The organism is Alistipes senegalensis JC50, from assembly GCF_025145645.1.
GTDB classification, from domain to species: Bacteria; Bacteroidota; Bacteroidia; order Bacteroidales; family Rikenellaceae; genus Alistipes; species Alistipes senegalensis.
Window position 1 is genome coordinate 3046485 of sequence record NZ_CP102252.1, and the last position, 19160, is coordinate 3065644.

General features: G+C 57.3%; 11 protein-coding genes and 1 tRNA gene. 8 read left to right on the plus strand and 4 right to left on the minus strand.

The window, feature by feature from the left end:
- Positions 1-65: 65 nt before the first annotated feature.
- The 3 genes from NQ519_RS12265 to NQ519_RS12275 all read right to left on the minus strand — a co-directional run bounded on the left by NQ519_RS12265 (position 66) and on the right by NQ519_RS12275 (position 3131).
- Positions 66-139 (minus strand) — tRNA-Ala (locus tag NQ519_RS12265).
- 113 nt (positions 140-252) lie between these two features.
- Positions 253-1284, minus strand: a complete 1032-nt coding sequence (locus NQ519_RS12270; RefSeq protein ID WP_019150862.1) for a 2-oxoacid:ferredoxin oxidoreductase subunit beta — start codon at positions 1282-1284, stop codon at positions 253-255.
- 2 nt (positions 1285-1286) lie between these two features.
- A complete protein-coding gene (locus tag NQ519_RS12275; RefSeq protein ID WP_019150861.1) occupies positions 1287-3131 on the minus strand; it encodes a 2-oxoacid:acceptor oxidoreductase subunit alpha in 1845 nt (614 codons plus the stop codon).
- A 449-nt stretch (positions 3132-3580) separates the two neighbouring features.
- Here NQ519_RS12275 and NQ519_RS12280 point away from each other — a divergent pair, with 449 nt between their 5' ends.
- Positions 3581-5194, plus strand: coding sequence for an ABC-F family ATP-binding cassette domain-containing protein (locus NQ519_RS12280; protein WP_026076552.1), 1614 nt, complete (start codon positions 3581-3583; stop codon positions 5192-5194).
- Positions 5195-5310: 116 nt separating this feature from the next.
- Here NQ519_RS12280 and NQ519_RS12285 read toward each other — a convergent pair whose 3' ends face one another.
- The gene (locus NQ519_RS12285; RefSeq protein WP_026076551.1) at positions 5311-6336 is read right to left on the minus strand and encodes a LacI family DNA-binding transcriptional regulator; all 1026 of its coding nucleotides are present in this window, start codon (positions 6334-6336) and stop codon (positions 5311-5313) included.
- Between the two features lie 468 nt (positions 6337-6804).
- Here NQ519_RS12285 and rbsK point away from each other — a divergent pair, with 468 nt between their 5' ends.
- From rbsK to NQ519_RS12320, 7 genes are read left to right on the plus strand one after another with little or no spacing between them, the layout of a single operon-like run.
- Complete coding sequence (gene rbsK / locus NQ519_RS12290) at positions 6805-7716, plus strand: ribokinase (protein WP_019150858.1); 912 nt, start codon at positions 6805-6807, stop codon at positions 7714-7716.
- Between the two features lie 39 nt (positions 7717-7755).
- Positions 7756-8766 (plus strand): GRP family sugar transporter, encoded by a 1011-nt coding sequence (locus NQ519_RS12295; RefSeq protein ID WP_019150857.1) that lies wholly within the window; start codon positions 7756-7758, stop codon positions 8764-8766.
- A 33-nt stretch (positions 8767-8799) separates the two neighbouring features.
- Positions 8800-10317, plus strand: coding sequence for an ADP-ribosylglycohydrolase family protein (locus NQ519_RS12300; protein WP_019150856.1), 1518 nt, complete (start codon positions 8800-8802; stop codon positions 10315-10317).
- A gap of 18 nt (positions 10318-10335) precedes the next feature.
- The gene (locus NQ519_RS12305) at positions 10336-12084 is read left to right on the plus strand and encodes an ADP-ribosylglycohydrolase family protein (RefSeq protein WP_083871028.1); all 1749 of its coding nucleotides are present in this window, start codon (positions 10336-10338) and stop codon (positions 12082-12084) included.
- Positions 12085-12128: 44 nt separating this feature from the next.
- The gene (locus tag NQ519_RS12310) at positions 12129-13685 is read left to right on the plus strand and encodes a glycoside hydrolase family protein (protein WP_019150854.1); all 1557 of its coding nucleotides are present in this window, start codon (positions 12129-12131) and stop codon (positions 13683-13685) included.
- Between the two features lie 25 nt (positions 13686-13710).
- Positions 13711-15975 carry a BACON domain-containing protein gene (locus NQ519_RS12315; protein ID WP_083871024.1) on the plus strand — a complete coding sequence of 755 codons (2265 nt, stop codon included), beginning with the start codon at positions 13711-13713 and terminating at the stop codon, positions 15973-15975.
- A gap of 30 nt (positions 15976-16005) precedes the next feature.
- The gene (locus NQ519_RS12320; RefSeq protein ID WP_083871022.1) at positions 16006-19155 is read left to right on the plus strand and encodes a DUF4838 domain-containing protein; all 3150 of its coding nucleotides are present in this window, start codon (positions 16006-16008) and stop codon (positions 19153-19155) included.
- Positions 19156-19160 lie beyond the last annotated feature (5 nt).

A 19160-nucleotide genomic window follows, 5' to 3' on the forward strand; every position in this document is an offset into this window, starting at 1 on the left:
TCCCGCAAAACCTTGATTTTGCGGGATTTGTCGTCGTTTGACCCTTTTTTGTCTTCGGGTCGAAGTGGAGAATACGAGATTCGAACTCGTGACCTCTTGCATGCCATGCAAGCGCTCTAGCCAACTGAGCTAATCCCCCGATGCAGGTGCAAAGATAATCGGATTTTTTTATTCTGCAAAATCCGAAGTGAAAAAAGAGGCGCTGAAAATGAATTTCAGCGCCCCGAAGCGTTCCGGCTGTGGAAAAACCGGCTATTCCACCTCCCACGTGGCGCCCGACCGAAGCAGGTCGTCCACGCAGCGGATCTTGCTCGCGGCCTTCACCTCCTCGACCTGACGCTCCACGGCACGGTCGTACACCGCGTCGTCCTCGACCTCGCGGATCACGCCCAGCGCCACCGGATAGTCGGGGTACTTCATGGCCGCCAGCATCGAATGCAGCGTCGTGTCGCGCTCGTGGGCGTCGTGCGTCAGCACATCGTCCAGCGTATAGCCGTCCTGACCCACGGTCACCACCTTGAGCTTCATATTCTCGAACACGAGACCTTTTTCCTTATTGGCCCCGAAGAGCATCTTCTCGCCGTGGCGCAGCGTCACCGTGCGTTCGGCGCGCGTGGCCTTGTCGGCGGCGAAGTCGTAGTGGGTCTTGTCGTTGAAGATCACGCAGTTCTGCAACGCCTCGATCACCGACATGCCCTTGTGCTTGGCGGCGGCGATCATGCACTCTTTCGACAGCTGGACCTCCATGTCGATCGTGCGGGCGAAGAACGTGCCCTTGGCGCCGATCACCAGCTCGCCGGGGTTGAACGGCTTCTCGACCGTGCCGTAAGGCGAGGTCTTGGTGATTTTGCCCAGCTTCGAGGTGGGGGAGTACTGGCCTTTGGTGAGGCCGTAGATCTCGTTGTTGAACAGAATGACGTTCAGGTCCACGTTGCGGCGGATGGCGTGGATGAAGTGGTTGCCGCCGATGGCCAGCGAGTCGCCGTCGCCCGTCGTCACCCACACCGAGAGGCGCGGGTTGGCGGTCTTGACGCCCGTCGCCACGGCGTTGGCGCGTCCGTGGACGGAGTGGAACCCGTAGGTCTTCATGTAGTAGATGAAGCGCGACGAACAGCCGATGCCCGACACGAACGTGAACAGGTTGTGGGGCGTGTCGAGCGCGTCGGCGATCTCGGGCAGCGCGCGCTGCACGGCGCTGAGTATGGCGTGGTCGCCGCATCCGGGGCACCAGCGTACCTCCTGGTCGCTCTTGAAATCCGCAGGGGTGTATTTGTAGTCTGCCATGGTTACTTCAATAAGGATTCGAATTTCTGTTTAAGCTCTACAACCGTGAAGGGCTGGCCCTCGCACTTGTTGTACTGTTCGTAGGGGAACTCCTGGAAGTTCTGGCGCAGGTAGTTGGCGAACTGGCCTTCGTTGAGTTCGCAGACGACGATCTTTCCGAATTTCGAGAAGATCCCGCGCACGCCCTTCGGCAGCGGGTTGATGTAGTTGAAATGGCACAGCGAGACTTTTTTGCCCTCTTTGCGCATCTCGTCCACGGCATTTTGCAGATGGCCGCGCGTGCCGCCCCAGCCTACGACCAGCAGATCGCCTTCGGCATCGCCGTAGACGCTCTGCGCCGGGATGTCCTCGGCGACTTTGGCCACCTTCTCGGCGCGCGTGCGCGTCATCTTCTGGTGGTTGGCCGGGTCGTGCGAGATGCAGCCCTTCACGCAGTCCTTCTCCAATCCGCCCACGCGGTGCTCCAGACCCACTTTGCCGGGGAACGCCCAGCCGCGGGCCAGTTTCTCGTTGCGCACGTAGGGCATGAATCCGCCTTCGGGGGCCTCGTCGATGATCGGGGGCTGGATGGCGGGGTAGTCCTTCATCGACGGGATGCGCCACGGCTCCGAGCCGTTGGCGATGAATCCGTCGGTCAGCAGGACCACGGGCGTCATGTGCTCCATAGCCAAACGTCCGGCCTCGAAGGCGTAGTGGAAGCAGTCGCTGGGCGACGACGCAGCCACGACGATCACCGGGCATTCGCCGTTGCGGCCGTAGAGGGCCTGCGCCAGGTCGCTCTGCTCGGTCTTGGTCGGGAGTCCCGTCGAGGGGCCTCCGCGCTGTACGTCCACCACCACGAGCGGCAGCTCGGTCATCACCGCCAGACCCAGCGCCTCGCTTTTGAGCGACAGGCCCGGTCCCGAGGTGGTCGTCACGGCGAAGTTGCCTGCAAAGGCGGCTCCGATGGCGGTGCAGATGCCCGCGATTTCGTCTTCGGCCTGCACGGTCTTCACCCCGAGGTCCTTGCGCTTGGCCAGCTCCTCGAGGATCACCGTCGCCGGAGTGATCGGATACGAACCGCAGAAGAGCGGCAGTCCGGCCTTCTCGGCGGCGGCGCACAGGCCCCACGCCGTGGCGACGTTGCCGTTGATCGACCGGTAGGTGCCCTTCTCGCGGGGAGCCGGGGCCACGGTGTAGTTGTTGGCGAACTGATGGGTGTTGGCGGCGTAGTTGTAGCCTGCCGCGATGGCCAGCTTGTTGGCCTCGGCCACGGCGGGATTCTTCTTGGCGAACTTGCCGTCGAGGTATTTCAGGGCGTAGTCCTCCGGACGGTCGAACAGCCAGAAGCAGATGCCCAGCGCGAACATGTTCTTGCACTTGACGATCGCCTTGTTGTCGAGTCCGGTCTCTTTCAGCGCCTCGCGCGTCATGGAGGTGATGTCGGGAACCACGACGTTGTATTCGTCGAGTTTGAGCTCTTCCAGCGGGTCCAGTGTTGCGAATCCGGCCTTTTTGAGGTGTTCCTCGGTGAGCGAATCTCCGTCGAGGATGACCGTGGCGCCGGGTTTGAGCCATTTGCGGTTGGCTTTGAGCGCCGCGGGGTTCATGGCCACCAGCACGTCGCAGTAATCGCCGGGGTTGAGTTCGCGGTGGTTGCCGAAATGTACCTGGAATCCCGAGACGCCCGCCACGGTGCCCTGCGGGGCGCGGATTTCGGCCGGATAGTCGGGGAAGGTCGAGATGCCGTTCCCCAGCAGCGCCGAAGTGTCGGAAAAGAGCGTGCCCGTAAGCTGCATGCCGTCGCCCGAATCGCCTGAGAAGCGTATCACGACATCCTGCAACTCCCGCACTTTTGTTTGTTCCATGATTTTGATTTCAGATTAGGGTTAGTAACAACGATTTCACAATAATTGGGGGAAAGGGGGGCGGGACGGTGCGAATTCGTCCGTGTCCGTGCCGACCCGAATCCTACATTATGCAAATATATTAAATAATATTGTCAAATAGGTCTTTTTTCGGTCGAATTTTTGGGAATCTTTCGCCCGGGCGCCGATTCCCGCCGCTCCGGAGCGCTGACGATTCGTAATTCGAATCGTGCGTTTTTTTTCGGAATGTTAATTGGAAACTGCCTCCGGCATCGCGTTTGAAACCGGATATGTTATTAAAATTTTTTGTAAACCCGGCCTGCGATACCTCGCTTTTCCGGGTTTGTTTCCGACTGCTGCGGGGGTTCGTTTCTGACGATTTTTTGATTTCGGTGCGGTTTCCTCGTTCTTTTGGGCTACTTTTGCAGTCTCAAATACGGATTTTAAGGATGATTGCAGTTTCAAATTTAGAGGTACAATACGGAAAAAGGGTTCTTTTCAAGGATATTAATCTCAAATTTACTCCGGGCAACTGCTACGGTGTGATCGGAGCCAACGGGGCGGGGAAGTCCACGTTCCTGAAAGTCCTCAGCGGCGAGGTAACCCCGTCGAGGGGCAATGTGGCATTCGGGGCAGGCGAACGGCTGTCGGTCCTCAGGCAGGACCATTTCGAGTACGACGCATATACGGTCCTCGATACGGTGCTGATGGGACACCAGCCCCTGTGGAACACGATGAAGGAGAAGGAGGAGTTGTATGCCAAGCCCGATTTTTCGGAGCAGGACGGGCTGCGGGCCGGGGAACTCGAAGAGAAATTCGCGGAGATGCAGGGCTGGAACGCCGAGAGCGACGCCGCCAACCTGCTGAGCAGTCTCGGGGTCAGGGAGGCGCTGCACTACCAGTTGATGAGCGATCTGAGCGCCAAGGAGAAGGTGCGCGTACTGCTGGCGCAGGCGTTGTTCGGCAAACCCGACAACCTGCTGCTCGACGAGCCGACCAACGACCTCGACCGGCCGACGATCGCCTGGCTCGAAAATTACCTCTCGAATTACGAAAATACGGTGCTGGTTGTGTCCCACGACCGTCACTTCCTCGACGCAGTGTGCACGCATACTGTTGACATCGACTACAACGACATCAACCTCTTTTCGGGGAATTACAGTTTCTGGTACGAGTCGAGTCAGCTCGCCCTGCGCCAGCAGCAGAACCAGAACAAGAAGGCCGAGGAGAAGAAAAAGGAGTTGTTGGAGTTTATCCAGCGATTCAGCGCCAACGTTGCCAAATCGAAGCAGACGACCTCGCGCAAGAAGATGCTCGAACGGCTCAATATAGAGGAGATCAAACCTTCGATGCGCAAATATCCGGGCATTATCTTCCAGCCCGAACGCGAGGCCGGCACGAAGATTCTCGGGGTTGAAGAACTGAGCAAGACCGTGAACGGCGAACGGCTGTTCAGCAATGTCAGCTTCACGGTCGAGAAGGGTGACAAGATCGCCTTTCTGGCGCGCGATCCGCGGGCGGTTTCGGCGCTGTTCGACATTCTTGTCGGCGACGACAAGGCCGATTCGGGCGTTGTGGAGTGGGGCACGACGATCAATTACGCCTACCTCCCGCTCAACAACGCTCCCTATTTCGAGAGTCAGCTTTCGATCGTCGATTGGCTGGCGCAATTCTCGTCCGATACCTCGGAGTTGTATTTGCGGGGGTATCTGGGCAAGATGCTGTTCAGCGGCGAGGAGATTCACAAGAAGGTCTGCGTGCTTTCCGGAGGCGAGAAGGTGCGCTGCATGGTGGCGAAAATGATGATCCAGCAGCCCAATACGCTCCTGCTGGACTCTCCGACCAATCACCTCGATCTTGAATCCATCCAGGCGTTCAACAATTCGCTGATTAATTTCAAGGGTAACGTGTTGCTGAGTTCGCACGATCACGAGTTCGTCAATACGGTCGCCAACCGTATCATCGAACTTACACCCAACGGCATGATCGACCGCTATATGGAGTACGACGATTACATCACGGACGAGATCGTCGCCCGGCGTCTCGAAGCCCTGTGGGCTTAGGTGTTGCTTGGGGACTCTGCCGTGAAATTAAGATATGCGTAACGATCCGATAATTCGGATCGTTACGTTGAGATGAACTTGCCTGGGTCATCTCGGAAGCGTGTGAACTCCGGCCGTTATTTTTCGAGAACGGCCAATCGGGAAACCGAATTGCAGACGATCAACTTCGGAGGAATCAGGATCTGGGTATCTCCCGTTTTGTTGTCGGCGATGCTTTCCGTCAGGATTTTGACGGCGAGGATACCGATCTCTTCGGTAGGCTGGCTGACGCGGGTAACGGCCGGATCGAGATAATCGAGGTAGGTGTTGTTGTCGAAGGAGATGATTGATATGTCCTGGGGAATGCGGAAGCCCGACTCGCGGATGGCTTTGACGGCTCCCAGCAGGATCGTGTTACTGAGCGTGAAGATCGCCGTAGGGATTGACGGTCCATTGAGCAGTAATTTGGTTTCCAAGTACCCATTTTGTACTGAAAAATCCGTTCCCGAGATGCGGGCGTTTATTTCCAGATTATTCTGTCGTAGCGCCTCGCGGTAACCCCTGACCCGTTCCTTGTTGGGCATCGAATAGGGCACGCCTTGAATGCAGGCGATGCGTTCATGTCCGAGCCCTATGAGGTGCATCGTAGCCTCATAGCCGCCTTGGTAGTTGTCGGTGCAGACATAGGGGAGCGACGTGGCGTTGAAGTAGCGGTCGATGAGCACAATGGGAATATTGTGCTTGCTGATCCGTTCCAAAAAGGCGGGGTCCCGGTCGCAGGGGACGATGATGATGCCATCGACTTTGCGTGAGATAAGCGACAGCACGTCCTGTTGTTCGTTCTTTTCGTTTTCCATCGTGTCCACGATCATTGTAGTGAATCCCTGTGTTTTGGCCTGACGGATGACCACGCTGGCGATATTGGCGAAATAAGGGTTATCGACACTCGGAATGAGTAGTCCGATGATGTTCGTCCGGCGTGTCGTCAGTCCTTTGGCCAGCAGGTTGGGGATATAGTTGCAGCGTTTGGCCTCTTCCTCGATGAGCCGGACCGTTGCTGCGCTGATACGGTATCTTTCGGCTTGCCCGCTCAATACGCGGGAGATCGTGGAGATCGAGAATCCGGTTCTTTGCGAAATGGTGACGAGTGTTTCGTTTGCCATGGTGTATGTCTGCATATTTTAGGCAAGATACGACAAATCCGGGAGAAATAAAAATCGAAAATTCATTCGAAAATAAAAAAAATCGGGCTGAAAATTTTTTATTTCGAAAATATATATTTAAGTTTGCACAAGCGCTTGCATAAATGCTTGCCTAACCAACTACCGACCTAAACCATGAATCGATTCTGCACTTGTCCGGCTTCATGCGGCTGTGATTCGCCCGGATTCTCTGTTTCGGGCTGTTCATTTCCCCTTTTCGCTCTCTCCGCCGATTTGAGGATCGAAGATAGTGTCGTCATATCCCAGCAACAAAATCCGTATGCTTTTCGGTTCCGGGTACCCTGTTTGCAGTTGTGCTCTTGATTGGGCGCTCTCTTTTTTCTTATTTGCGCAAGCGTTTGCGTAATTTATGACAGTGATTTGGAAAAATATTTTTCGATTTGAAAATCATAATTTACCTCATATAAAATGGAAGAAATCGTAGTAATAGGCAGTTCCAATACGGACCTGGTCATTAAAACACAGCGTATCCCTGAACCCGGCGAAACCGTACTGGGCGGCGTCTTTATGATGACCGCCGGCGGCAAGGGGGCTAATCAGGCCGTGGCGGCGTCGCGGCTGGGCGGACGTACGACTTTTGTGGCTCGCGTTGGCAAGGACCTGTTTGGCGAGAAGTCGCTCGAAAACTATGCGAAGGACAATTTGAATACCGACTTCGTGTTCGTTGATGAAGAGGCTCCCTCGGGAACGGCGCTGATTACCGTGGACGGTAAAGGCGAGAATTGTATCGTGGTCGCTTCGGGGGCCAACGGCGCTTTGAGCCGGAACGACATTGACGCCGTGCGGGAACGAATCGGCAAGGCGAAATATGTACTCATGCAGTTGGAAGTGCCTATCGGAACTGTCGAGTATGCTGCCGAAGTGGCCGTAGCCGAAGGTGCAAAAGTAATCCTCAATCCGGCGCCTGCGGCGAAGCTCTCCCCGGAGTTGATGCGCAAGTTGTACCTGATTACTCCTAATCGTACCGAAAGCCAGTTACTGACCGGTATCCCTGTCGAAAGTTGGGAGGATGCCGAGCGGGCTGCCGATATTCTGCTGGCCGCCGGCGTGGAGAACGTGGTGATTACAATGGGGGCGATGGGGTCGTTGTTGAAAAATGCGTCGCAGTGTGTCCGGGTTCCGGCCCGCCGCGTCGAGGTCGTGGATACGACGGCCGCCGGCGATGTATTCAACGGAGCGTTGTGCGTCGCTTTGTCTGAAGGCCGGGAGCTCGTTTCCGCCTTGGAGTTCGCGACGACGGCCTCTTCGATCTCCGTGACGCACATGGGAGCCCAGTCGTCCATCCCGACCCGCAGCGAGGTCGATGCTCTGATGCAATGAATGTCAACCAACAAATAAATCACTTAAAACTTCTGAATTATGTTTGTCGTTAACAGTTACGCCCTGGCCGTCATATTCTGCTTCGTTACGATGCTGTGTTGGGGATCGTGGGGTAATACCCAGAAACTGGCCGGAAAGACCTGGCGGTATGAACTCTTTTACTGGGACTATGTCATCGGCATGGTGCTTTTTTCGCTCCTGATCGGCCTGACGATGGGCAGTTTCGGCAGCGAGGGTCGTCCCTTCCTCGAAGACCTCGCACAGGCCGATCCGAAGGGTATCGGCAGCGTCATCCTCGGCGGTGTCATTTTCAATGCGTCGAACATCCTGCTTTCGGCTTCGGTGTCGCTGGCCGGTCTGGCCGTGGCCTTTCCGCTGGGCGTTGGGCTGGCGCTGGTGATCGGCGTGATCGTCAATTATATCGGTGCGCCGAAAGGCGATCCCGTAATTCTCTTTCTCGGTGTGGCGCTGATTGTGGCGGCCATTGTCTGCAACGGCATTGCCTCCGGCAAAATGAATGCCGGCAGGGAGCGCGGAGCCGACAACCGCAAAGGGATTCTGCTGGCGGTGCTGGCGGGTGTGCTGATGGCCTTCTTCTATCGTTTCGTGGCTGCGGCGATGGACCTCGACAATTTCAGCGATCCGACCGTCGGTATGCTGACGCCTTATTCGGCGATCTTCATCTTCTCAATCGGAGTGTTGCTGAGTAACTTTGTCTTCAACACTTACGTCATGAAGCGTCCGTTCGTCGGAATGCCCGTTGCCTATAAGGAATATTTCAAGGGTACGACCCCGACTCACCTGGTGGGCATGCTGGGAGGCGCAGTCTGGTGTCTGGGTACGGCATTCAGCTACATTGCGGCCGGCAAGGCCGGAGCTGCCATTTCCTATGCGCTGGGGCAGGGTGCACCTCTTATTGCCGCTGTTTGGGGCGTATTTATCTGGAAAGAGTTCAAGGGTGCCGGACGATCGGTAGGCTATCTGCTCGCGGCCATGTTTGCTCTCTTTATTGCCGGCCTGGGCTTCATTATCGCCGCCGGTGGAAACTAACTCTTCGATCTTAATCCCTTAATCCGCATTCGTATGAAAATCAAACTGATTACGACCGTCCTGCTTTTCGCGTCGATCCTGGCCGCAGTCTCCTGCAATACCGATACGGCGACCAAAACGCTCACCCGCGAGCAGCTTTTGGACAAAATCAAGGGCGGCTGGGCCGCCCAGACCTTCGGCTGCACGTATGGCGGCCCGACGGAATTCCGGTATAACGGCTGTATGATCCCCGACAGCGTGGAGATCGTATGGCCCGACGGTTACTGCAAATGGTACTACGAAAATGAAGGCGGTCTCTACGACGATATTTACATGGACCTTACGTTTGTCGAGGTCTTTGACAAATACGATTTCGACGTGCCGGTGGATTCCTTGGCCAATGCCTTCGCCTATGCGGGCTATAAACTGTGGCACGCCAATCAGGCGGCACGCTACAACATTCTCAACGGGATTTCCGCTCCCGCGAGCGGCCATTGGAAAAACAACCCGCATGCCGACGACATCGATTTCCAGATCGAGGCCGATTTCGCGGGATTGATGGCTCCGGGTATGGTCAATTCGGCTTCGGAGATCTGCGACAAGGTAGGACATATCATGTGCTACGGCGACGGGTGGTACGGCGGCGTCTACGTGGCGGCACTTTATGCTTCGGCATTCGTATATGACGACATCCATACCGTTGTGACGGAAGCCTTGAAGGTAATTCCTGCCGGGAGCAATTACTACAAGTGCATGCAGGACGTGATCGCATGGTGCAGCGAGAATAGGGATTGGAAAACGACTTGGCAGCTGGTCGAGGACAAGTGGGCCGATGAGATCAACTGTCCGCAGGGTACCAAGGCACCGTTCAACATCGACGCCAAGCTCAATTCGGCCTATGTGGTGATGGGGCTGCTCTACGGCGACGGCGACATGGACCGCACGTTGGAGGTTTCGACCCGTTGCGGCGCCGATTCCGACTGCAATCCCGCCACGGCAGGCGGTATCCTGGGCACGATGCTCGGTTACAGCCGTATTTCCGAAAAGTGGCTTAAAAATATCCGCGAGGTCGAGGACCTGAATTTCGACCATACCGATATTTCGCTCAACAAGGTCTACCGGATGAGTTTTGACCATGCGTTGAAGATGATCGAGCGAAACGGCGGCACGGTCGATGGCGACAAGGTGGTTATCAAGATTCAGAAACCCGAACCCGTGCGTTTGGAGCAGAGCTTCGAGGGGCTGTCGCTCGTTGAAAAACGGAGCGTCAACTACAAGAATTTCAAGAAACTCTACACGTATGATTTCGATGGCTCGGCCATTGTTTGCAGGGGCAAGGTCAATTCGAAGAAAAACCTCTGTCCGAAGGACTATGTGGCGGAATTGGCCGTGACTATCGACGGTAATAAGGAGATCGTGCGCATGCCGGCCGATTTCGCCAGCCGCAAATTCGACATCTATTGGAATTATGATCTGCCGGAAGGCAAGCATACGATGACGATTCTGTGGCTCAATCCCATTGCGGAAGCCAATGTGGTCTTGCAAGATGTGGTCGTCTATACAACGAAATAACCCGATGGAGGGGTGGCGATGAAAAAGTATGCTCTCTGCCTTGCGATGCTTCTCTCTCTGGCGGCGCTCCTGCCTGCGCAGGGCGCTGTCCGGGAGAGGCGTATAGCATTGTCCGAATACGCCGACAAGGTCCGTGCGGCTTGGTTGGGAAAGATGGCCGGCGTAGGGTGGGGCATCACCACCGAATTCAGGTACAGCCACCGGCTGGTTCCCGATTCGATGATGCAGCCCTGGCGGCCGGAGATGGTCAACGAGGGGTACAATCAGGACGATCTCTATCTGTCGCTGCTCTCGCTCGAACTGCTCTGGGAGTACGGCCCGGAGATTACCTCCCGGCAGGCTTGTCTCGAACGGCTGAACCGGCAGTTCGAATACGGCGGACGCAATGCACTCGTCACGCAGGACGGCATCGCCCCTCCCGATCTGGGCCATCCGCACTATAAACCTACGTCGGACGGTTGCGGCTATACCTGCGGAGCCGATTATTCGGGCATCGCTGCTCCCGGTCTTCCGGCAGTTTCCGTGCGCTTCGCCGCGACGTTCGGTTCCGACCGCTGCTACGGCGACGGCCTTTACGGCGGGGTCTTCGTCGGGGCGATGTACTGCGAGGCGTTTTTCACGGAGGACCTGCACTGCATCGTCGACACGGCATTGCGGTCGATCCCCGAACAGAGTCTGCTTGCTCAAGCAGTGCGCGACGTCGTTCGCTGGCACCGTCTTTATCCCGACGACTGGAAGCATACGTGGCGGCTCATCATGGACAAGTATTGGTGGAATGAAGAAAATAACTGGATTGCGTGGCCTTACGGCGGTGTGCGGAAGGGTATCAACCTCGATTCGAAGTCGATGGCGGCGATGAGCGTAATGGCGCTGCTCTACGGCGGCGGCGATCTGCACCGGACCATGCATATCGCTGTGCAGGGGTCTGAGGATTCGGACTGCAACGCCTCGATCGCGGCGGGCGTACTGCTCGCTTCGCGCGGCATGAAAGCCGTGGATGAGGAATTGCTTGCTGCGCTCGATCGCCGGCGGCGGTTCAAATACTTTGCACGGACCTTCGACGACATGGTCGCCCTTACGCTGGACGTGGCCCGACGGGTGATTCCCTCTTTCGGAGGCCGTATCGAGGAGCTCGACGGAGAGGAGTGGATCGTCGTTCCGGTTCGTGGCACAGACCTGCGGCGCACGGAATATCAGTCGTCGAAGACGCCCGGTCCGCTTACGGGAGCTCGTTATACGGCGGCGGAACTGGACCGTCTGGAACTGCTTACCGACCCCGGCTTCGAGAATGATGACCCCGCATGGAGTTTTTTCTCGGACCTGAGAAACAATCATATCCTTCCCGTGGAACGTGTAGGCCGTATCGAAGGTGTGGCCGAAAACCGGGCCCGGACGGGCTTCTGCAATGCCCTGCTTGGGTCGTGGTTCCGCAGCGGTTATCCGCGAGCCAATACGCGCCTGTTCTCCGGGGTCCGGCAGCTGGTCCGGGTCGCTCCGGGGCGTGAATATCGCCTGAGCTGCTTCGTGCGGACCGAGGGCGGAGGATTCGGCGGAAAAGGCGTTGTGCGGGTATTGACCCCCGGCGGCCGGGAGATGGCGTCGGTGACTTTCGGGGATAAACCCGAATGGACCCGGGTGGGACTCGGCGTGGCGAGCGGCGGCGAGGATTTGCTGGTCGTGGAGATCGGATTCCGGGGTGCTGAGGATCGGCACATGACGCTTCGCATCGACGATTGTTCGCTGAAAGTGAAACCGACGGCCCGATAAGATCCAGTAGCCGGAGATTGATAGTATGATAAAATCGAATCGGTATGAGAAAACTCTACTTTTTTACTGCAATTTGTCTCTTTTCGTTACTCGGAGCCTGTGGAAAGGACGAGACCCAGCCGGGTCCCGACGGCCCGGACGGTCCGGATATTCCTGTTTCCGAATGGCAGCTGGCATCCTATGACGACCCGGAGGGTTATCCCGGCGTGCCGCGCTCGACGATCTACTCCGTGACGCTCATCCAGGGCGACGAGCGGGAGACCATTCCCGTATTCCAAAGCTCCTGCCCGGTCTATCAGGCCGGTTATATGGACATGACGCCGACCGATTCCTATCCGCTCGGGATTTTCAAGGGGCGGAGCATCAGTTGGGCGAATTTCTCGTTCCGCGGCCGGGTTGAAGTCGAGGTTCGGGTGCTCGACCGTCAGAAGGTGCCCTTTTTCGGCGGTGTCAAAGTGCTGCCTTCCCGTTACGGCGTCACTCCGTCGGTAGAGGGTGATGTGGTGCGTTTCACGCTTACGAAGCCCGGCCAATGTTCGGTGGAGATTGGTTTTAACGGCTATAAGAACGGGCTGATGCTCTTCGCCGATCCGATGGAAGAGGATGCTCCCGCTCCGGACGATGCCGGGTATGCGGCACTCGAAAACGCCACGTCAGCCGATGTGGAAGCTGTCCCCGTTTCGGCGACGGGACTCTACTTCCGGCCCGGCGTCCATGATATAGGCGTTTATAAGGTTCCGGCCAACATTCGCGACATCTATCTCGAAGGCGGGGCGTGGGTTTACGGTTCGATCATTATGGAGGGACGTCCCGGTGTGCGGATTTTCGGTCGCGGCGTGTTGTCGCAGGGGCGGATGAAATACCGCGAGTCGCACATGATCGAGGCCACGGGAGGCAGTGACAATATCACCGTGGAGGGAATCACCCTTGCCGACAATAAATATTTCTCCGTGCGGCTTATCGGCAGGAACAACACCGTCCGTTGGACGAAGATCATCGGTGCCTGGACCTATAACTGCGACGGTATTTCGGCATTCGCGGGTTCCTCGGTTTCCAACTGTTTCGTCTGGGCGAACGATGACAATATCAAGGCTTACCGCGACAACATTACTTTCAGCGATATGGTGCTTTGGCAGCTGAACAACGGCGGTTGCATCCAGATGAGCTGGGGCGGTGCCACGGCGGCCGACGTGGCGATCCGGCGCGTGGACATCCTGCATGCCGAGTGGAACAACTCGGAGATCAACCGCGGGGTGCTGAGCTGCGTGGGGGACAAATATGAGGCGGGCAAGACGGGGTATCTGCGCAACTGGGTCATCGAGGACCTCGTGACCGAAACGGCCGTTCCGCTTGTATTCCGCATCTCGCCCCATCCGTTCAGCCCGTGTCCGATCCATGGCCTCACACTGCGCGACTGGAAAGTGCGGATGAATATCGAGACCGGCTTTAAGAATTACATCACCGGGAACGATCCGAAAGAGAAGTTCGACGGCTTCGTCTTCGACAACGTGACGATCAACGGTACCCGCCTGACTGCGGCCAACTGGATGTCGGCGGGAAATTTCGAAGTGGCGAACCTCGAAACGCCGGTGTTTGAATAACGAACCTAAAAACTACTGACCAGATATGAAAAGGTTTATTATGTTATTTTTCGTCCTCGCCGCGGGAGCGTTCTTCACGGGCTGCGACGACAAAGAGGACGATGCCGCCTCGAAATTCAACGTCCTGGCGGAACGGGTGAACAAAGACAACGCAGAGGCCATGAACGTTATCGTGATGGTCGAAGCCTCCTCCGATGTGGAATGGAAGGCTTCCGTACCTGAAGCCGACCGGAGCTGGCTGACCTTGGAGAAAGACAGCGGTATGGGCATCGGACGCATTATTTTTTCCCTCTCGGAAAACGAGACGATCGACACCCGTTCGACTTCGATTTCCGTTACGGGGCGTTCGACCCGCAGCGGACGGGAGTTTTCCGCTCCGGCGGTCGTCGTCACCCAGCTGGGTGCGGCGCCTTCGATCCTGATCGAACCTGCAGGCAGTGTCACTCTTCCGTCGGATGCCGTCGGGGCCTATACGATCGAAGTAACGGCTAATCTCGAATGGCGGACCGAGGTGGAGATTGTCTCCGGCGCTTCGGGATGGGCTTCCGTCGTCAGCCCCTCCGAACCCTTCACCGGTTCGGGACAGGCTGTGTTCTCGATTCTTGAAAATACGGACGAGGAGTCGCGAGCGGCTACGCTGCGTATTGTTCCCGTGGCAGATCCGGAGCTCTGCGCGGAGCTGACCGTCACACAACTGCGTGCCCCGGCCCGATACAATCTGACGATCGAGGGTATGGATGGAACGCTGCCGTTGGGTAACGCATCGCTGCTGATTGCTCCGGCTTCCGGGGAGAACCTGACTCGTTCGGGCAGTGTCGCTGTCATGGACTCGAACACCTCCATCAGCTATGATGAAGCGTTGCCGGCGGGTAAATATACCCTTGTCAGCGTGACGCCCGAAGGCGGCAGTTCCATCTATCTCGGCGGGCGTTTCACCATCGGCGAGGAGAGTGTTTGCATGGAGATGGAACATTGGCATGCCGTCTTCGAGTCGTTCGGCGGCGAATCGGCCGAACGCCCCATCCGGATTGCCAAACCCGCACATCTGTCGGGACTTGCGGCGACGGTTAACGAGGGGGATGATTATGCGGGATTCTATTTCCTCCAAACGACCGATATTTCGCTGTCGGAGTTTAGTAATTGGGTCGGCATCGGCTCGGCGGCCTGCAAGTTCGCAGGCGTCTACGACGGCGGCGGAAAGAACGTCACCGGGCTTACCGTCGCCTCTTCCGGAGCGGAGAGCCTTGACGGTGTGACTTGCGGGCATGCACTCTTCCGCCATGTAGGCGGTACGGACGCCGATCACAAGGCCGAGATTCGGAATCTTTTCGTTTCCGGCACGGCGATGGGCACGGCAGGGTATGTGGCCGGTATCGTAAGCCGTTGTGCCGATTTCACGCTTATCAGCGGCTGCGAGAGTTCCGTGACTCTGAAAGGGGCTGCTTCTGGGCCCGGCAACATAGGCGGTATCGTTTCTGTTGTCGCCGGCGGCAACGTGACGATAGAGAATTGCGTGAACCGCGGCGAGATCACCTCCGAGGGCTCGGGAGCCGTGAACAACGTCGGCGGTATTGCCGGACAGGCAGACGGATCTTCGGAAGAGGCCCGCGTGCTGATTGCGGACTGCCGCAACTATGCCAAGATCACCTATCAGGGCAATTCGGGAGGTATTTTGGGAACGACGATGGGAAATATCGACATTGTGCGTTGTGCCAACTATGGGGAAATGGCGAAGACCGGTACCACGGTGGTCCGTATCGGCGGCGTGGTCGGCAGTTTCCAGGGCGATGCGACCCTCCGCGAGAGCTTCAATCTGGGACGTATCGACGGCTACCGCCAGACGGGCGGCGTAATCGGCTGGTGCATGAACACGGGTACCGTAGAGAATTGTTACAACCGTGCCGAGATCGTTGCTCAGGGTTCGACGGGTAATACCGGAGGTATCGTAGGAAATATCAATACGAAAGGCTTCGTCGTGAAGAATTGTTACAACACAGGCCAGTTTACTCAGTATCTTGCAACGGATGCCAACCGCTATGCGGCCATTGCCGGGTCCGGCGGATCGAATACCTCCGGGGTGGAGGGTTGTTACTACGAAGCGGACAAGGGGATGATCGGCGGTCTGGGCCGGGGGCAAAAAAATCCGGCAGTGAATGTCGCTGGACAGTCCGAACAGAAAGATGCCGTGTGGTTCATTTCGGGGACGCCTATTGTCGGTTGGGACGCTTCCGTGTGGACTTTCTCTGCCGGGGTTTATCCGACGCTGACCGATAATCCCGAAAGACCGTAACCCGATTCCTCACTCCCGATTTCCGAACCGATGAAACCTAATCGCGTTTTCCGCTCCGGCTTTCTCCCGTTCCTGCTCGTTCTGGCATTTTGCTGCCTGACGGGCGGGAACGGCATGGCCGCGCCCCGGACCTTCTGGGTCGATTCCCGGACGGGTGACGACCTGCAGGACGGAACTTCGCCGCGCCGCGCCTGGCGGACGCTCGAACGGCTTTCGTGTTGCAGCTTACAGCCGGGTGATGTCGTGTCGTTTGCCCGGGGCAGCCGATTCGATGGGTGCCTTGACGTACATGCGTCGGGGAGTGCTGCGGCTCCGATCCGTTTTACGAGTTATGGCTGCAAGCACCTTCCCGCACCCCTGTTCACCAATTCGGATACTGCCGGTTTCGGGAATTGCATCCGCCTGCGGGGGGATTATCTCCACGTCGGACAATTGGCCTTTGCGCATACGCTTGCGGAGATTCCGCAGCAGCATCGTATCGCTTCCTTTACCGATATGTGGCAGCTGGGGGCCGTCGTGATAGACTCTTCTGCGCGCCATTGTGTCATCCGTGGCTGCGAATTCACCGACTGCGGCGTGGGTATCAAAAGTAACGGGGAGTATACCCTTATCGAGGGGAACCACCTGCACGACTGTACGCGCGTACTCAAACAGTGGAGTTGGGGCCCTATCGCCGTCTGGCTCGGTGCGGACCATCAGGAAGTGCGTTACAATGTCATTCGCAACTACCGGGCGGAGGATGCTTCGATTGTTTGGAAAACCGCGGGGCCGCTGGGAGCCGACGGCGGTGCCGTCGAGATTGACGATGGACGTACGCCTAAGCACGATATTGCAATACATCATAATTTCTCGCAGGGGAATCAGGGTTTCCTCGAAGTGACCTACAAGGATGTCGTTACGGCGCCGGATTACGGTGGATTGCACATCTACGACAACATCAGCGACGATTACCAGTCGTTCGCGCTGCTGTGGCATGGCCGGGACTGCTTGTTCGAGCATAACACGATCATCCGCCGCAAACGCAACGGGAACGAGCAGGGGGTATTCCGCATCATGCAGACGGCATCGGCGAATACCGTGTGGCGAAACCTGATTGTAACCGCAGACAGCGTGGTAGTCAGCCGCAACCGTCCCGGAGCCGGGACCGAACTCCGCGATAACTGCTACTGCCCGCTTGGGGGGCGCCTTCGCCCGGGGCGTGAACGGGAATCCGGAAAGCCGTTGACGGCATCTCTTGCAACACTTCCCGCTGGTTATGGAGCCCGTTCTACGGATGGACGGAGCCTTTGGTTCGACCGGCTCTGCGATGCGGCTGCTCTGACTTCCTGTGAATCGACAGATCCCGGTATGCCTGCCATTCCGGAGGACGAATCCGTCTGTGTCGTTCTCGCCCGCCACGGCAAGATGGCCGTCACGTTCGAAAATCTTGCTCCGCAGGATACGACAGTTGTTTATGCGTGTGAACAACTCAAAACCTACCTTACGCGGATGAGCGGGGCGGATACGGTCGCCTCGGCAGTTGCCGGTAAGATCGTTTTGGCGGCAGGCGGCATTTCCAAAGGTCAAAATTCCCCTCCCCTCGCGAATCCGGGGACCGGAGATAGTTACTCCATAACCGTCAGCGGCGGCGATATCCTGCTTTGGGGCGAATCGCCCCGGGCCTTGCTTTGTGCCGTTTACGGTCTGTTGGAGCGCTTGGGATGTTGCTGGCTGGCACCTGACTACGACTTCTATGAAGGTGCGGCCGAGGTGGTTCCGGAGACGAAAGCCTTGGTCTATTCCGGTCCAGAGCGGGTTGTGGTGAAGCCGGTGCTGCCCAGCCGTAAGATTTATGTCGAGGAGGGGCTTTCGCATGATGAGCGAAATCTCCGTCAACTGGTGGAGTGGATGCCCAAGGCGGGTTACAATACGCTGGTGGTGCCGATCGACTATCAGGGCAAGGGGCGCGTGATGTGGGATAAGATGCGCAGCTTTCTCATGCCGGAGCTTCGCAGGCGCAGCATAACGCTCGAAGTCGGCGGCCACGGCTATCAGAATTTTCTGAACGCTTCGTCCGACGGCGGTGCACTGTTCGGCGCACACCCCGAATGGTTCGGTATGGACGAGCAGGGGGAACGCCGCCGCGAACCGCGTTATGTGATCTGTACGTCGCAGTCCCGGGCCGTGGAGTACCTGATCGACTCCGTTAAAGGTTATCTGCGGGCGCATCCCGAAATTGATACTTTTGCATTCTGGCCGCCCGACGGTGCAAAATGGTGCCGTTGTGAAGCCTGCCGGGCGTTCGGCTCCGATTCGGAAAAGCATGTCCGGCTGGTCAACCGTGTGGCCGAAGCGCTGCGGGAGGAGTTTCCGCATCTTCGCGTAGAGTGTCTCGCTTATGAGGTGTATCTCGATCCTGCCCGTAAAAACGTTCTTTCACCGGCTGTAATGGTCGATTTCTGTCCCATTGATCAATGTTTCGAAACGCAGATCGACGACGCGGCGAATCCGAAGAACCGAATGTATGTCACGGCTTTTCGACAGTGGCGTGACCGTTTCGACGGACAGATCAACCTTTATTCCTATTATCGCAAATACGCCTGGCGGAGTCTTCCGCTGGTGCTACCGCATTATATCGCCGATGATGTGAGGTGGTATGCGGCCAACGGTGCGTCGGGAGTGAGCATCTACGGTGAACCCGGCGACTGGGCCGCCTACGAGGTCAACCATTACTTACTGGCGCGTGTTGCTGCAAATCCGGCACTCGACGTTGATTCGCTACTGTGCGGCTTTACGCAGGCGCGTTACGGCCGTCATGCGGCATTTGCGCGCGAAGTTCTCGACCTCTTCGAACGGCTTCCGCGGTGCGGAGCCGCTATTCCCAATACGACACTCAAAACCGTCGCCGAATACGACGGCTGGCTTGCCGAAATTGACGCGGTTGCTGCCGGGCTTGCCCGGAGAATACGCGGGAACGACACTTATTCCCGTGCCTTGAGACGTTTATCCCTGTCGCTGGAATACTTGCGCGATGAATTCACTCTTTGCCGGCTGCGTGCGGCGGGTGGTTCCGCGAAGGATGCCCAGGATATGATTGACCGGATGGTCCGCTGGGCCGATTCCTGTGCGGATCGGGGTGTGGTGGTTACTCGCAACTTTACTGCTTCGCGTCTCGGGTGGCGTCATGGGATAAAACGCTGATTATA

Coding starts and splice junctions, on each gene's coding strand:
- NQ519_RS12270 (WP_019150862.1), bottom strand. CDS start 1,284: ATGGCAGACTACAAATACACCCCTGCGGATTTCAAGAGCGACCAGGAG.
- NQ519_RS12275 (WP_019150861.1), bottom strand. CDS start 3,131: ATGGAACAAACAAAAGTGCGGGAGTTGCAGGATGTCGTGATACGCTTC.
- NQ519_RS12280 (WP_026076552.1), top strand. CDS start 3,581: ATGATTGCAGTTTCAAATTTAGAGGTACAATACGGAAAAAGGGTTCTT.
- NQ519_RS12285 (WP_026076551.1), bottom strand. CDS start 6,336: ATGGCAAACGAAACACTCGTCACCATTTCGCAAAGAACCGGATTCTCG.
- rbsK (WP_019150858.1), top strand. CDS start 6,805: ATGGAAGAAATCGTAGTAATAGGCAGTTCCAATACGGACCTGGTCATT.
- NQ519_RS12295 (WP_019150857.1), top strand. CDS start 7,756: ATGTTTGTCGTTAACAGTTACGCCCTGGCCGTCATATTCTGCTTCGTT.
- NQ519_RS12300 (WP_019150856.1), top strand. CDS start 8,800: ATGAAAATCAAACTGATTACGACCGTCCTGCTTTTCGCGTCGATCCTG.
- NQ519_RS12305 (WP_083871028.1), top strand. CDS start 10,336: ATGAAAAAGTATGCTCTCTGCCTTGCGATGCTTCTCTCTCTGGCGGCG.
- NQ519_RS12310 (WP_019150854.1), top strand. CDS start 12,129: ATGAGAAAACTCTACTTTTTTACTGCAATTTGTCTCTTTTCGTTACTC.
- NQ519_RS12315 (WP_083871024.1), top strand. CDS start 13,711: ATGAAAAGGTTTATTATGTTATTTTTCGTCCTCGCCGCGGGAGCGTTC.
- NQ519_RS12320 (WP_083871022.1), top strand. CDS start 16,006: ATGAAACCTAATCGCGTTTTCCGCTCCGGCTTTCTCCCGTTCCTGCTC.